We start from the raw sequence: 14,950 nt of genomic DNA on the forward strand, positions 1-14,950 counted from the left end.
TGAAGGGACCATTGGCTGTCTGAATATTTCATCAGTGTCCAATCGCCCTCTCGTTCTCTATCTTCAATCACAAGGTAATGCTTTTGTCCACCATCATCATATGAAGCTATCAATTCAAACTTTTCAATGAGGTTTTGAATATCTAATTTTTTCTTAATAATATGTTTGGAATTGCTGCTTAAGACCAGATTCCACTAGGAAACTTTTCGCCTCTTTATATCTTCCCCAATTATTTGCACCAGAACCAGATTTATTATGTTAATCCTAAATGTTCACGGAAGGTATGACCTTCATATTTCTTTCTGAAAATACCTCTTTTTTGCATTTCAGGAACAATTAGTTCAACAAAGTCTTCTAAACTACCGGGTAATGTAGGAGGCATAAGATTAAATCCGTCAGCCACACCAGCTTCAAACCAGACTTCCATCTGATCCACAATTTCGTCGGGTGTACCTATCAGCGTGTGATGTCCACCGCCTGCATTAAGATATCCTAATAATTCTCTTACTGTAGGTTGTGTATCATTAATAATTTCTAGTATCGTTTCGTAACGTCCAACTGGACCAGTAAATTCTTCTACTGGGAGTAATTGAGGTACTTCTTTATCAATTTCCCAATTAGAACAGTCTTGTTGAATAAAGAAACTCAACTGTTTTAAAGCTGTTTCAAGAGGTAATTGCTCATCTAATGCTGCTTTTTTGGCTAAAGCTTCTTCATGAGTATGACCTACATAGGTTACTAAGCCTGGAAATACTTTAATATGTCTATTGCTGTCTTCGCTTTGTTTAACTTGTTCATCTAATTTTTCACGAAATTTTTTTGCTTGCTTTAAGTTCCACGACACTGAATAGACTGCATCGGCATATTTTGCGGCTAATGCAATGCCTTGTTTAGATGCCCCTGCTTGCATTGATACTGGTTTGCCTTGCGGACTTTTTGGCGTAGTGGATGGGCCATACACTTTAAAATAGGTACCATCGTGATTAAAAGGCTGAATGTTTGAAGGATTTATCAATTTTCTTTCTTCTCGATGATGTAGAAACTCATTACTGTCCCATGAAAGAAATAACTTATTCATTAAAGCAGCGAATTCATCTGCCTTCTCATAGCGTTTGTCATGAGAAGGTAGTTCTTCCATACTATGATTTAACGCCTCTAAATCAGTCATTGACGTAACGAGATTCCAACCAACACGTCCTTTTGTAATATGGTCTAAACTTAATAGTTGTCGTGAAGCTGTGAAAGGATTAGAAAAAGTACTTGAAATTGTTGAAACTAATCCCACATGATTTGTCACTTGAGAAATAGCAGTTAAATTGACTACTGGATCAAACCAAAATGCTGGCATATCACTAGAATCTTTACCTTGAAATGATTGATTATCAGCAAAGAATACTGCGTCAAAGTAACCTTTTTCTGATAACTGTGCTAAATATTGGTAATAAGAAATGTCTCCAATACGTTCAACGCTTGAGTCAGGCATTAACCAAGCAGCTTGATGGTGTCCACAACCATACAGCAAAACACCTAAGTGTAGTTTTTTTTCTTTAGTTTTTTTCATTTGTTTACACCTCAAAATACATCATTATTAATTGTCTTGTATACTCCTTTTTTTGAAGGATTATCTATGGTAATTTAAGCTATTAGTTCATTGTCAAACCGCCATCTACTGTGAAATTTTGACCTGTAATACCGTTCGCATTTTCCGAAGATAAATAAGCGACCATATTGGCTACATCTTGAGGTGTGGTCACCTTCTTCAATGGCGTTGATTGAGCAATTAAATCGAATACTTCTGGTGTTGTAACAGCACTGGCGTCAGTCGTTTTTAATAATCCACCTGAAACTACATTCGCTTTTATACCATATAGTCCTAATTCAGAAGCGATATTACGTGTAAAACCTATTAATCCAGCTTTAGCTGTTGTATATTCGTGGTAGGGTACAACAGGATTTTGATATAAATTAGTACCTATACTTATAATACTTCCATTTTGTCGTTCAATAAATTGAGGTATGACGCTTTGAACTACATTAAATGCTGCTTTTAAAGTACCATCTAGTTGTTTTTGATAATCATCCCAAGTGAGTTCTGTGAAGGTTTTCTGTTTGTTTGGATCAAATTTGAAGTCTACTAATGCATTGTTGACTACAACATCTATTTGACCAAAATATTCCGTTGCTTTTTTTATCAATTTATCTACTTCTTTACGATTTGTTACATCAGCCTGAATTGCAATAGCATTCTCTTCACCAATCTCAGAAACGAGCTTCTCAGCAGCATCTTTGCTTTTATAGTAATTGATAACCACTTGAAATCCTTGTTGTGCCAATGTCTTTACAATAGTTGCTCCTAAACCTCTACTACTACCTGTTACTAATACTGTTCTAGTCATCATAACAACTCCTATATTTTTAATTTTGATGAAACTTAAATAATAAAATGATAGATAAAATAAAAAATACGCAACCTTCCCATAGGAAAGTTGCGTAAAAACAAATAACTACATATTAAGAATAAGGCATAATCGCTCTTTAAGTATGTATTAGAGTTTACACTTTCCTACGCTAGTTTCAGCTAGTTCAGGTTCAAAGGGTTTGAGGTAATACTCATCTCAGTTAAATAACACCCCTAGTGCATATATTTAAGTTATATTCAATATATAGTTTTTAGAAATTTACGTCAAGGAAATATGGCTAGTTAAAGTATTTCTATAACTTTGTTATTCTAAAATTAACATGTTATATCTTCTTTCATAACTAATCTATAGTATTATTATAAAAAACTTGGGTGTTTTTGCACATCCCCCGAAAAAGGGGAATAGCACCCTGGCATTCACTTAATGTCGGGTGCTAATGTTTCATGATAATAAAGTTGTTTAAAAAATATAGTCGATTAAAAAATAATAAAGTCGTTTAAATCTATAGGTTATACAACAATCGCGCCCGATTGCGATATATTGAAAAATGCTTATGAGCTGCAAAAATAACTCTACTTGTTTATAATACTGCTCTAGCTGCTTCTAATGCTGCTTCATAATTTGGGTGGTCTGTTGATTCATTTACATACTCAACATATGTTACTTTGTCGTTTGTATCAACAACAAAAATAGCACGTGCTAATAAGCGAAGTTCTTGGATAGCAACACCATATGCTTCACCGAATGAAAGATCACGATGATCTGATAATGTTTGTACATTCTCAATACCATTTGCTGCACACCAACTTTTCTGTGCAAACGGTAAATCAGCGCTAATAGTAAGAACCTGTACATTACCTAATTTAGAAGCTTCTTCGTTAAAACGACGTGTTTGTGCATCACAAACAGGAGTATCAATAGATGGTATAACAGAAATTAAACGAACTTTCCCTTTTGACTCAGCGAGTGTAGCAGGTGATAAGTCATTCGCTAGTACTGTAAACTCAGGAGCTTTATCTCCAACCTTTACGTCGTTTCCTATTTGTGTTACTGGATTTCCTTTCCACGTAAAATTAACCATTTTTAATTCCTCCCTTAAAAATATGTACAGTGCAAATATAGCTCAACTATTTAGAATCATCAATTTATTCTGTGTATTATTTTAAGTTTTTTGTCATTGTTGTCAAAATGACTGCTTCATTAACGAAAAAACTGCCAAGTTGAATAACTTAGAGATTCGATTCACCTTCTAATAATTCTTTCTCCTATTCAAGAATATGGCCCGATTGTTGAATAGGCATGACTGACGTTTTTTAAACGACTTTATTTAACACCGCCCACATTTGCGGACGGTGTTATGCGAGTTTATAGCATTGAAACAACTTTATTGTCGCTAATCAGCTAATAAAAACAAAAGACCTCAAGCTTCTCTAATTAACCCACGCTTTTCAATCTCACGATATAACGTTGATTTTGTTACAGTCGTCTTTTTCTCGATCTGCTTAATTGTATACTCACCCGTTTGCCAAAGCTCAATCGCATGATCTACTAGATCCTTGCTTTTCCCTTTCCGTCCAAACTTTACCCCGTTTTCTCTCGCTCTAATCTTGCCTGCCATTGTTCTTTCATGAATGAAATTTCGTTCCATTTCCGCAAACAATCCCAAAAGCGTGACCATGGCTTTTGTCATCATGTCGTTGCCCCTATGGGTGTTAATGCACACTAGATGAATGCTCCTCTCAGTAAATGATTCGTAAGTTTTCAACACGTCAGAGATGGACCGTCCCATTCGATCCAGCTTATAACCCACAACCGTATCACCTAGTTGCACCACATCAAGAAGTCACTTAAATTCTGTACGATCACTCACATTTTTGCCTGACATCTTTTCGCAAAACAATTCATCCACCCCGTATCGTTGCAATTCATCGATTTGTATTTCTAAATCTTGGTGTGCAGCTGACACACGAGCATATCCATAAACTTTCCCCATCTGACTTCTCCTTTTTGGTTCTGGTGCAAAAACTTCAAGACAGTTGCAAATCATCTTTAAATCTTGGAAATACTGATACTATTACTCTAAAAAAGGTGCGTGATCAGTATGGAAAAGCAACATTTATTCAAGTGGAAACATTATCATCATGATATTATTTTACAAACAGTAAGATGGTACCTACGGTACAACTTGAGCTTTCGGGATTTGGTGGAATTGATGGAGGAACGGGGCTTATCCATTGCTCATACAACGATCATACGTTGGGTTCATCAGTATGGTCCTGAACTAGACAAACGAATCCGTCGTCATCTCAAGCAAACCAATGACTCTTGGAGAGTCGATGAAACCTATATCAAAGTAAAAAGTCAATGGATGTACCTGTATCGTGCTATTGATTCGAAAGGAAATACCATCGATTTTCACCTAAGCAAAACAAGAAATCACAAGGCTGCAAAGCGGTTCTTCAAGAAAGCTTTGCAGTCTTTTCATAATTCTGAGCCTCGTGTCGTGACAGTCGATAAGAATCCGGCTTACCCTATAGCCCTTGAAGAATTGAGAAAAGAAAAAAAGATGCCATTAGGCATCCAAATAAGGCAAGTGAAATATCTCAATAACATAGTGGAACAAGATCATCGGTTTATTAAAAAGCGAGTTCGGTCGATGTTAGGATTGAAATCTTTTCGCACAGCAACGTCCATTATTTCTGGAATAGAAGCTATGCATATGGTAAAAAAAGGGCAATTTGTTTTACGGGATAAGTCTGTCCAAAATCAAGTGAAATTCATCCATCAACTATTTGGAATTGCTGCTTAAGACCAGATTCCACTAGGAAACTTTTCGCCTCTTTATATCTTCCCCAATTATTTGCACCAGAACCAGTTAATTATCCAATTTCAATTGCACAGCAGGTCTTAAAAATCTATCTGGGAGAAATCCCTGTCTCTTTTGTATAAATTGCTATTGAAGAAGAACAAAATTTAAAAAAACCATAAACAACCGCTCTTGGTTAAGAGCGGTTGAACTACTTTTTTTTGTGAGTAAAAGCCTTTCATCAATTCATCCATTTCTCAATTGTTCCAACAGATCTGGAACCTATACTTGGACAAGTTCCTTTTCCAAGTCATTGATTGACTATCGCTTTGATTAGCAGCTGCTGGTTTTCCCTGACTTCTCCTGCATTCTTACTTGTATTTACCCAAACAAAAGCAGAAAACACCGATTTTTATTTGTCTTTTACATAGGGCCTTCTTTACCGTACCACTTACATCTCGTACCAATTCTCCTGCATACGCCCATAGCACTGTTGGCAAATACCGTGCGGGTAATCCCAGTCCAGTTGTCTGCCGCACCGGCTGCATGCTTTATTCAATGTTTTCATGTTTTGATCGAGCCACTGGTGAATATCATCCGCCAGCTCTTTTTTTACCCGCTCCCAATAATACGCTTCGGTGATTTGATCCTGCCGGTATAAAAACATTAAATGAAGTTCTACCGCTTTGTAAGACAGCTCCAGCTTCTCGAGACTCCCTTTTTGAATAGCCGGCTCCGGCATGGCAGTGCCGCCGATCAATGATGCAAGCGCCAGTTTCCATTGGTCTGAGAGCATTTTTTCGTAAGCAGAAAACGGCATCTGCAAGTAGCTGTACAGTTCTTCCATCGACAGGCGATCTTCAATTGGTGTTCCTTTCACAAGTCCGTAAAGCAGCTTTTCTTGAGCAAGCGATGCTTTTTGAGTTCCTCTCGGCGGTGTAAATTCCGCCCAAAGTGAAAAAAACGTGTCGAGGTCTTGATAATAGCGCAGGAAACGCTTGAGCACACTTCGGGTAGGCGCGATGGTAAACATTTGAATCGGCGCATCGCCTCCTTCGAGCAGCTGCTTCATTCGTTTCCGGTCTTCCATGAAAATCACTTCTCCCTGATCGTAAAGACCCCGGCGCCCAGCGCGTCCGGCAATCTGTTTAACTTCCTGCGTTGTCAATATACGCCGGCGTACGCCATCAAACTTGTGGCTGTCCATTAAAATGATCCGCCGAATCGGCAAGTTCAGTCCCATGCCAATCGCATCAGTCGCGACGACCACCTGCGTTTTTCCGGACACAAAATCTTCCATTTGACGCTGACGTGATTCAGGCGGCATGTTGCCGTAAATGACGCTGACTCCGTGTCCGTCATCTTCGAGCTTAGCGGCAAGCTGCAGCACCCGTTTTCTTGAAAAAGCGACGAGCGCATCTCCTTTTTGAATACGGTTGAGCCGGAACACCTTGTTGCGGACAATGAGCGGGGTTTCCCGTTTGTAATGCCGCACTTCCACATTGGCTTCTTCGCCCAGCAAGCCGAGCACCAAGTTTTTCATATTCGGGCTGCCGATAATATGCACTTCTTTTGCGCGCGCTCTTGTAATGCTGCGAAACCAATGAAATCCGCGTTCTCGGTCTTGAATCATTTGCGCTTCATCAATCACAATAATATCATAGGGTGTTTTTTCTTCGAACATTTCTACCGTACAGGAAGCGTGGCTTGCGCCTTCTGTTCGTTTTTCTTCCTCCCCGGTCTTCATGTCGCATAATACGCCTTCCCGGTTCAGCTTTTCGTATACTTCCAGCGCCAGCAGTCGAAGCGGCGCCAAATACAAACCGCTTTTTCGCTTTTTCAATTCTTCCAGCGCGGTATATGTTTTCCCTGTGTTTGTATCTCCCACGTGAACGACATACTGGACATGCGGCAAGGGCGCCGGTGTGTATTCTTCTCCAAAAATATAAGAAAGGCGCTTTTGCCGTTCTGCTTGTTCAGCTTGTGCCCTTGTTTTACGCGGGGAAAGGACAAGCCGCTCTCGTTCTTTTCCTTTTGATTTCCGGCTTTCCTTTTCTTTGTACGGAGTACTCTTCGCCAGCTGGCTCCACTTATCTTTGTATTCGCTTTTTGCCCACTCATAGCCGTTAAAAGGACGGAAATCCTCGAGCGCTCGGTAAAACAGCCGGTTGATTTGGCCCGGCGATCGCCCCGTTTCATTTAAATAAGCGGCTTTTTCGTCCCCGCTGAAAGAACTGACGAGCATTTCTCGCCATTTTTTTTGCCAAACCCCCTCCAGAAAAGTTTTTTGCTTGCTCAAGTACTCTTGAAAACGAGGGTTTTCTTCTGTTTCCAAGTACTGTTTTAGGTTGCTTTCAATATGCTGCTTCGTGCGCATGACCGCTTTCTCGTGCCGCGCGTCAATCTCCTGCTGGGTAATGGCCATGTTTCTGGGCTCCTTTTCAGTGTTTCTTCGTTATCTTCCTGTTCTACTGTAAATATTTTGGATTTGATTAGAAATATTGCTGCCGAAACCATCAGCTACATACATGAAAAATTCCAGGTTGTTGTGGCTATTTCGATAAGTCGTTATGTAATTATTAACCATACGATTTCTATGGTCATTACTTATTGAATAACTTCTATACGCTTTGGTATCAATTATTCCCGAATAGTTTTGAGGTGATTCGACAAAAACATCAGGATGTACTGCATGATGACCGACTGGAGCGTCTACAATTATCTAGACAGAAAAATTGTGCTCATTACTTGAGCGACAGATGAACAAACCGTACCAGACTGAGCTCAGGTACAGTTTTGTTTTACTAATTATTGATCGGGATTGAGCTGCTGCTCCTTCAGTTGTTTTGCTTTTTCTTCTACACTTTCTGTTTTTTTCATCAATTCTTTAATTGCCGGTTCATCCATCGACACAACATATATAATAAGATCCCAAGAGTCGATTTAATAATGAATAAAGGGTCCCGGATAGTCACTGATGCAATTGTTCCTTTTCAACAAAATCCAAGAAATGCGATTTTGTAAAAATACTGAATTGATGATCTTTCCACCTACAAGCTTCTTTCCCCCAATGGCCGATTGCTTGTCCTAAAACGATAATGGGTGCTGCTATATGTGCTAGTTTTAAGAATTATCCTTTATGTCTCCAATATGGTTTGCTTTACTCAAATATGTTCCACCTCTTATCAGAGTATATAAAAAAACGCGGAGCAGCCGAAGCAACTCCGCCATTAAGCGCATTATCTTCCATCCAACCAACCTTCAAGAATGGATAAGAACAATTGGTAAATAACTCTTTCTTATCGTAAAATCCGCTTCTCTTTCGCTTCTTTTAACCACATAGGGAACTCATTCAATAAATTCTCATAGAGTTCTTCGTCTGATACCTGATCAATATGATCAATGTGAAAGAAATTAGCGTTATTTACAACTCTGCCTTCCATCGTATCCAACTTTCGGAGAACATCAAAGTTAGCATCGCCAATACCAACAAATTGCCAAAAATTGGTTGAGTGGAAGATTCAAATAATACTAAACAACTTTATTATCATTTTTTCTTTGTCTATTTTCGTTTTTAGCTCAAAATTAAACCACTAATTTTGGATTCTCATCGAAAATTAGGACAGTATCATGCGTGTTCGATGCTGCAGAATTAAACGACTTTATTTGTATTTAACAGTCACCCTTTTACTTCTTGCTCAACAATCGCGCCCGATTGTTTAATTAATACATTCCTGTAATTTGAGAACTAATTCATTGTACTTAACAAAAAAGTCTTTTATCGGTAAAACAGCGAAATAAACAGAAACGTCTATATCAACTAATAAACACTCATCATAAATTAAACTAATATCCAAACTTCTTTGAGGTTTTGTTCCCCTGGGGATTATCATTGCCGTTAGCGATGTTTGTGCTATTCTTTGTTGGTTCGAGGGAATAAGTAATCAAGGGGCGTTTCTTCTGCCAAAGCTGGAGAAACGGCCTCCTCGTTTAAAATAGTTTAACAAGTTCATCAAAGGTTTCAATTGCATAATCATATTCATTTACTTGTCCAAATCCGTACTTGGCGTAGACAAATGGAATACCGGCGAATTGGGCTGCCTTTCGATCCCCTTCCGTGTCACCTACATAGACAGGTTTGGTTAAGTGATTTCGTTCCATGATTAATTTAATATTTTCTCCTTTTGAAAGACCTGTTCTCCCTGGATTTTCATAATCTGTGAAGTATTTTTCTAATTGATGAAACTTGTAAAATGCTTCAATGTATCCATCCTGACAATTGCTTACAATGAAAAGCTTATATTTCTGTGAAAGAATCCTCAATACATCTTCTACTTGGTCAAAAAGAACCCCGCCCTGTTCTCCTAAAAATGTATTTTCTACTAGGCAGCTTTCTTCTAAAAATCGATTCCGTTCTTGATCATTTAAGTCCGGAAACAGTTTTTTTCCTATCTCGGGAACTTGAAGTCCCATGACACTCTGAAGATCTTCCTTCGTTATGTCCCTGTTGATTTGCTTGTAATCCTTCATCAAACTATTCCACGCCAGCAGGACCGTGTCTGTTGAATCCCATAATGTCCCATCTAGATCAAAAATTATGCTGTCCATATATTTAAACTCCTTAAACTTATTTCGTGATTTCGATCTTGTTAATTCTTCATATTAAGTGAAATGTTTTCTTACTCCATCCTTTAACCATTTCGCTGTCAATGTCTCTGCATTTAACATTTCTTCTGGTGTACCTTCTAATATAATTTGTCCACCTTGTTTTCCTCCTCCTGGACCCAATTCTATTACCCAGTCGCTCGCCGCTATAAAGTTTAGACTGTGTTCGATTATTATGACAGAATTACCTCTGTTTACGAGATTTTGAAATACGTCTAAGAGTTTTTCATTATCTTCTGTGTGTAGTCCTAAGGATGGCTCATCTATTAGGTAGATTTGTCCTTCTTTTTGTAAGTGGCTTGCGAGTTTTAGACGTTGGATCTCTCCTCCGCTTAGAGAACTTGTCGTCTGTCCTAAGGTCAGATACCCTAATCCTACGTCTTTTAGCGTATGCACTCTTTTTATGATCTTAGGTATTTTAAAATAATTAATAGCCTCGTCTATTGTTAAATCTAAAATCTCTACTATATTTTTATCTTGATATCGATATGACAGTGCTTCGTCTGAATATCTCGTACCGTCACATGCTTCACAAGCGATTGTCACCGGATCTGCAAATGCTACGTCTGGCGTTAGGACTCCTTTTCCTTTGCAGATAGGACATGCTCCTGAGGAGTTAAAGCTGAACAAACCTGCTGGTTGTCCTGTTTCTTTTGAAAATGTTGTGCGAATATCATCCATTATTCCCATATATGTAGCTAGGGTCGAACGATTGGAGATTCCTATGCCGCCTTGTCCTACCATTATGGTTTCTGGATATCTTTCTGTGAACGCTTCCAACATTAAGGAGCTTTTACCTGAACCTGATACTCCACATATAGAGACTAAGACATTTTTAGGAATATTTACGCTTATATTTTTTAAGTTATTGTTACTTGCTCTGTTTATTGTAAAATAACTTTTTATATCCCTTGGATTTTTATTTATTTTTAGCTTGTGGTTTAGGGCTGTTGCGGTGGGAGAGTTTTTTAGTCCTTCTAATTTTCCTTGATAGACAACTTCTCCTCCATTTACACCTGCTCCTGGTCCCATTTCTATTATTTCATCCGCTACTTTTATTACTGATAGATTGTGTTCGATTACGATTACAGTATTATGTTGGTCTTTTAGCCTTTTTAGCATTTGTATTAACATATCCACTTCTTCTGGATGAAGTCCTGCACTTGGTTCGTCGAAAATGTATGTAATATTGTTTAGACTGCTCCCTAAATGACGAGCGATTTTTACCCTTTGAGCTTCGCCACCGGACAGGGTGCCCATTTTTCTTGATAGACTCAAATATCCTAGTCCCATGTCGACTAGTTGTTTTACATGTGGGATTGCTTGTTGTGCTATAGATTCTCCCATAGGATCTTTTATGTTCTTTAGTTCTTCTAGTATTTCTGGAAGCTCTAATTGATCGTATTCTGCGATATTTAGGCCATTTATTCTACATTCTAATACCTTTGGGTTTAGGCCTAAACCTTGGCAGGTTGGGCATAATGAATGTGTTGACACTGCTAAGACGTCATCTTGGGATACCTGTTTTAGTTTTGAGATGTCCCTATTTATATAAAGACGCATAAATCGAGGCAACAACCCATCCCACTCCGCGTTTTGAGCTCCATGTTTTGTGTGAAACGGTGCATAGGCTCTTTCACCTTCTCGGGGACCATATAATAGTAGGTGGAGTTCTTCTTCTGAGTAGTCCTTTATGGGTTTACCTGGATCGAATAATCCGCAGGTCATCATCCAATTACCTTGCCAACCTGAAGGCGATAATGGCTTAAATTTCACTGCATAATCTCGAAGTGACTTATCGTAATCGATAATCTTATTTAGGTCTGGCGCAATTACCTCCCCATATCCACCACATTCTGGACATCTACCAAAGGAACTTTGGCTCGAAAAATCGTTGGCAAAACCTATTGATGGATTTCCTATTCTCGAGAACAAAAGTCTAATTAATGGATTTATATCCATATAGGTGCCTACTGTTGAGCGGGAATTGCCTCCTATAAGTCTTTGCTCTACTACTATAACCGGGCTTAAGTTTTGCATAAGATCGGCGTGGGGTCTTTCGTACCTTGGCATTTGATTTCTGACATAGAGAGGATAGTTCAAAGTCATTTGTCTTCTACTTTCTGTTGCTAATGTATCGAATACAACTGAGCTCTTTCCTGAGCCTGAAAGACCTGTAAATACGATGATTTTTTCTTTTGGTATGTTTAAATCTACATTTTTTAAATTATGTTCTTTAAGCCCTCTTAAAATGATTTCATCTTTTATTTCTGACATTTTGTTATCCTTTCTGATTTTATTTTTATCTACTATGCTTCTTTACAATTTCGCAAACTTTTTTTATGATCGAGCTGCTTAGGCCCTCTTTATTCAAATTATTAATAAACGATTGAAATTTGAATTGTTGATAACTTTGATAAGGTGTAGTTGCCCAATCTAGGCATGATTCGACTTTGAAGATAGTTCTGATACACTTTTGCTGTCTGAATGCCACTACTATTTTTCTTTGTTATAAACCAATCGCCCAAGTACTCTTTATATAGGGTAGTAGATGGCTCAATATACGTACTTGTATTAACAGCATTGAGCGGTTCAGTAAAGGCTTACTGAACCTCTTTCTTTGTTTTAAACCCTCGTTTTTTCTTTTGTTTTCGTTTTCCATCTGCACCGTATCCATATCTAGTGGTAATTTACAGTCAACATACGATCTTAATCAACCTCTCATGAATAGACTGCCATTCCCGATTTAAGTCAACGGTATATATCTGAATTGGATACTCTTTAACTGTATAAGAAAGATTTAATTCCTGGCCTGTTTTAGGATATAACAGTATTCCAAGTGTTTCTTTCTCTCGATCCTTTTTGACATTACTTAAATAAGCAAAAAGCTGATACAAGTTTCCGCTAATAAGTTTTGGTGCCCCTTTATATTGAGTTAGAGAGTGTTGGTAGTACTTTGTATCGATAATGATTTTTCTCTCTTTATTCTCCAACGAAATATCCGTTTGCATCATTGGAAGGTAGAATAAATCCTCACCCTCTGCCTCCCAAATTATATTTTCACGGTAGACCTTGTACTGTGGGGTTTCTTTTTTATAAAAGTTCCGTACAAATTCCTCAAACAATCTTGCCATTGCTTTTGGGTCTCTTTCAAAATCCGCAAATTTTTCGTCAGTACTTTCCTCATTGATTAGTAGAGACTCATATAGAAAACGGCAAATATCTAATACAAAACGATAGTGTTGGTTGCTTCGATGAAGCTTCACTTTTCTAAACAAACTGTTATGCAGTTTTATCGATTTAATATCACCAAAATGATGGTACACCTGTAAAACTTCATCTTTCAGCGTATTCTCCAGCTTTGGACTTTGTAATAGAAAGTGTAAGGTCGATTTAATGATTTGGTTGTGGAGAATATTATGGCTCATTTCCTCATATTCACAGTGCATCTTTGCACGTTTAAATGATTCGTTCAAACCATTTTTGTTCATCTTCAACCTTTTCAATCGTTGGACAGAAATAACTGTGCCCGATTTCAAACCCTTCTCCAAGGTTGACCGTATCGCTAATAATTTCCTGATTGATTTCACTAATCCCTGTTACAATTCTATCAATGAATCCTTGACTGATCCCTTTACTAATTAAATAGTCATTGAATTGTGTCGTATGAAATGCTGGCTCGACATTAATGAAACTGAATCTTCTTCTTAAGGCATAATCCACCATAGCCAATGAACGATCGGCTGTATTCATCGTTCCAATTAGATAAAGGTTTTTAGGAATATAGAACGTTTCCTCTCCTTCGCTATAAGCAAGCTTAACAGCAAATTTTTTGCTACGTTTGTCCGCTTCAATAAGCATCATGAGTTCCCCAAAAATTTTTGATAAGTTCCCTCTATTGATTTCGTCAATAATCATGTAGTAATTATTTTCCTGATCATGGATTGCTTTATCACAAAAGGAATAAAAAACACCATCTTTTAAATAAAAAATTGATCAATTTTTTAGTAAATTGGAAGATCTGTTTGCTTCCTGACAATTTCTAAATACTTCTTAACGATTTCATTTTGTTTTAAGCACTCCTGAAATTTCAAAAATCTTGTGGCATAGCTATCACCACGTGAATACTTTGGAATCAGTCCAAGAATATTTTCAACCGCTACCTTATCCCGTTGATTATAAAAGCAATATTCTTCAGGGAACAGGTTACCAATTAGTTCACTTACCACACTACCACCAAATCCAAAAAGCTTATACTTTTCAACAGATATAAAACCATCAATTCGCTCATTAATAGGATCGTTTCCGTATATTAAGTATTCGAAGCTATTTCGATAGTGTTCAATCGAAGCAATCATATTCCCTAATGCTCTCTTCTTCGCAAGAGCCATTCTAAACGCATTAATATGCTCACCAAGCTCTTGAATTTCCTCCCACTCCAGCGTCTTTAGGTTATCCCTCTGTTTAAATTGCTCAAAAAATTGATAACCTTTATGGAGATATTCTTCATTTTCTTTAAACCAATGTCTGGCCTCTTCTTTAAACAAATGCAGATATCTTTCAACCACAGAAAGATTAAGTTTCTCTTTTACTTCCACTGGGGTACTCCATAGGTTTAACAGGCGTTTGTATTCATCATCCGACAAACGATAATTCGTTAACTGACTGATTTTAAATATTTGCAGCTTCATTGTATCCGGAATTTCCTTTAATTCATGTCGGAATAGCATACCCTCCTCAGCAGTTAGACGGCGTTCTTGTATTTTTAAGCGAACCTTGAAATCCTCTTCACTTTCGAACGGATCTGTTACAGCTTCGGTTAATGCAATAATCCCACCAGTATTTTTATTACCACCATCTGACCGCCAGATAAAAATATTATCGCCTTTCTTTATTTCATCTATAAATTGCTTCTGACGTACGGACCAATCCACAACATCGTTTTCTCATATATATGTATCAACATCAAAATGCTTTGGATTACCTTGAAAAATCCACTTACCCATTAATGAAAACGCCCCCTAAAACATATATTATTTTTCTATTTTAACAAAAATTG

14 protein-coding genes, 2 pseudogenes and 1 riboswitch are annotated in these 14,950 nt (G+C 37.7%); of the genes and pseudogenes, 1 reads left to right on the forward strand and 15 read right to left on the reverse strand.

The genetic code is table 11. The annotated features are described in order from the left end of the window. Positions 1–253: 253 nt before the first annotated feature. The 5 genes and pseudogenes from A3M5_RS0107330 to A3M5_RS26065 all read right to left on the reverse strand — a co-directional run. Entirely contained in the window at positions 254–1,561 is a 1,308-nt protein-coding gene (locus A3M5_RS0107330; RefSeq protein ID WP_018393115.1) for an LLM class flavin-dependent oxidoreductase, read from the reverse strand. Positions 1,562–1,643: 82 nt separating this feature from the next. Further along, positions 1,644–2,396 (reverse strand): 3-oxoacyl-ACP reductase, encoded by a 753-nt coding sequence (locus A3M5_RS0107335; protein WP_018393116.1) that lies wholly within the window; start codon positions 2,394–2,396, stop codon positions 1,644–1,646. A 147-nt stretch (positions 2,397–2,543) separates the two neighbouring features. Continuing rightward, positions 2,544–2,644: riboswitch (TPP riboswitch) on the reverse strand. Between the two features lie 356 nt (positions 2,645–3,000). Beyond that, entirely contained in the window at positions 3,001–3,501 is a 501-nt protein-coding gene (gene tpx / locus A3M5_RS0107340; RefSeq protein ID WP_018393117.1) for a thiol peroxidase, read from the reverse strand. Between the two features lie 339 nt (positions 3,502–3,840). Then, the gene (locus A3M5_RS26060; protein ID WP_231373270.1) at positions 3,841–4,038 is read right to left on the reverse strand and encodes a helix-turn-helix domain-containing protein; all 198 of its coding nucleotides are present in this window, start codon (positions 4,036–4,038) and stop codon (positions 3,841–3,843) included. Beyond that, positions 4,015–4,467 (reverse strand): annotated as a pseudogene (locus A3M5_RS26065) (recombinase family protein); the annotation flags it as partial. The gene A3M5_RS26060 and the pseudogene A3M5_RS26065, both read right to left, overlap by 24 nt. A gap of 54 nt (positions 4,468–4,521) precedes the next feature. Here A3M5_RS26065 and A3M5_RS0107355 point away from each other — a divergent pair. Further along, positions 4,522–5,229, forward strand: a complete 708-nt coding sequence (locus A3M5_RS0107355) for an IS6 family transposase (protein ID WP_018393120.1) — start codon at positions 4,522–4,524, stop codon at positions 5,227–5,229. A 448-nt stretch (positions 5,230–5,677) separates the two neighbouring features. On the opposite strand, the gene A3M5_RS22480 is transcribed toward A3M5_RS0107355, so the two are convergent. The 10 genes and pseudogenes from A3M5_RS22480 to A3M5_RS26075 form a co-directional block, all read right to left on the reverse strand. Continuing rightward, the gene (locus A3M5_RS22480) at positions 5,678–7,651 is read right to left on the reverse strand and encodes a helicase-related protein (protein WP_018393121.1); all 1,974 of its coding nucleotides are present in this window, start codon (positions 7,649–7,651) and stop codon (positions 5,678–5,680) included. 30 nt (positions 7,652–7,681) lie between these two features. Beyond that, complete coding sequence (locus A3M5_RS26805) at positions 7,682–7,948, reverse strand: restriction endonuclease FokI C-terminal domain-containing protein (RefSeq protein WP_502685415.1); 267 nt, start codon at positions 7,946–7,948, stop codon at positions 7,682–7,684. A 577-nt stretch (positions 7,949–8,525) separates the two neighbouring features. Next, positions 8,526–8,729: pseudogene (locus A3M5_RS24560) on the reverse strand (VWA domain-containing protein); the annotation flags it as partial. Between the two features lie 487 nt (positions 8,730–9,216). After that, positions 9,217–9,834: an HAD family hydrolase gene (locus A3M5_RS0107375; protein WP_018393124.1), complete on the reverse strand. Its 618-nt coding sequence runs from the start codon at positions 9,832–9,834 to the stop codon at positions 9,217–9,219. Between the two features lie 54 nt (positions 9,835–9,888). Next, positions 9,889–12,168 carry an ATP-binding cassette domain-containing protein gene (locus A3M5_RS0107380; RefSeq protein ID WP_018393125.1) on the reverse strand — a complete coding sequence of 760 codons (2,280 nt, stop codon included), beginning with the start codon at positions 12,166–12,168 and terminating at the stop codon, positions 9,889–9,891. Between the two features lie 101 nt (positions 12,169–12,269). Beyond that, the gene (locus A3M5_RS26595) at positions 12,270–12,419 is read right to left on the reverse strand and encodes a tyrosine-type recombinase/integrase (RefSeq protein ID WP_157723835.1); all 150 of its coding nucleotides are present in this window, start codon (positions 12,417–12,419) and stop codon (positions 12,270–12,272) included. A gap of 75 nt (positions 12,420–12,494) precedes the next feature. Then, positions 12,495–12,581 (reverse strand): Arm DNA-binding domain-containing protein, encoded by an 87-nt coding sequence (locus A3M5_RS26600; protein ID WP_082193959.1) that lies wholly within the window; start codon positions 12,579–12,581, stop codon positions 12,495–12,497. 6 nt (positions 12,582–12,587) lie between these two features. Then, a complete protein-coding gene (locus A3M5_RS0107385; RefSeq protein ID WP_018393126.1) occupies positions 12,588–13,382 on the reverse strand; it encodes a 5-methylcytosine restriction system specificity protein McrC in 795 nt (264 codons plus the stop codon). Continuing rightward, positions 13,351–13,809, reverse strand: a complete 459-nt coding sequence (locus A3M5_RS26070; protein WP_018393127.1) for an AAA family ATPase — start codon at positions 13,807–13,809, stop codon at positions 13,351–13,353. The genes A3M5_RS0107385 and A3M5_RS26070 overlap by 32 nt, the downstream gene beginning before the upstream one ends. Before the next feature lie 86 nt (positions 13,810–13,895). Beyond that, positions 13,896–14,825 carry an EVE domain-containing protein gene (locus tag A3M5_RS26075; RefSeq protein WP_018393128.1) on the reverse strand — a complete coding sequence of 310 codons (930 nt, stop codon included), beginning with the start codon at positions 14,823–14,825 and terminating at the stop codon, positions 13,896–13,898. Between the last annotated feature and the right edge of the window lie 125 nt (positions 14,826–14,950).

It is taken from the genome of Bacillus sp. 37MA (assembly GCF_000372765.1).
Lineage (GTDB): Bacteria > Bacillota > Bacilli > Bacillales > Domibacillaceae > Domibacillus > Domibacillus aminovorans.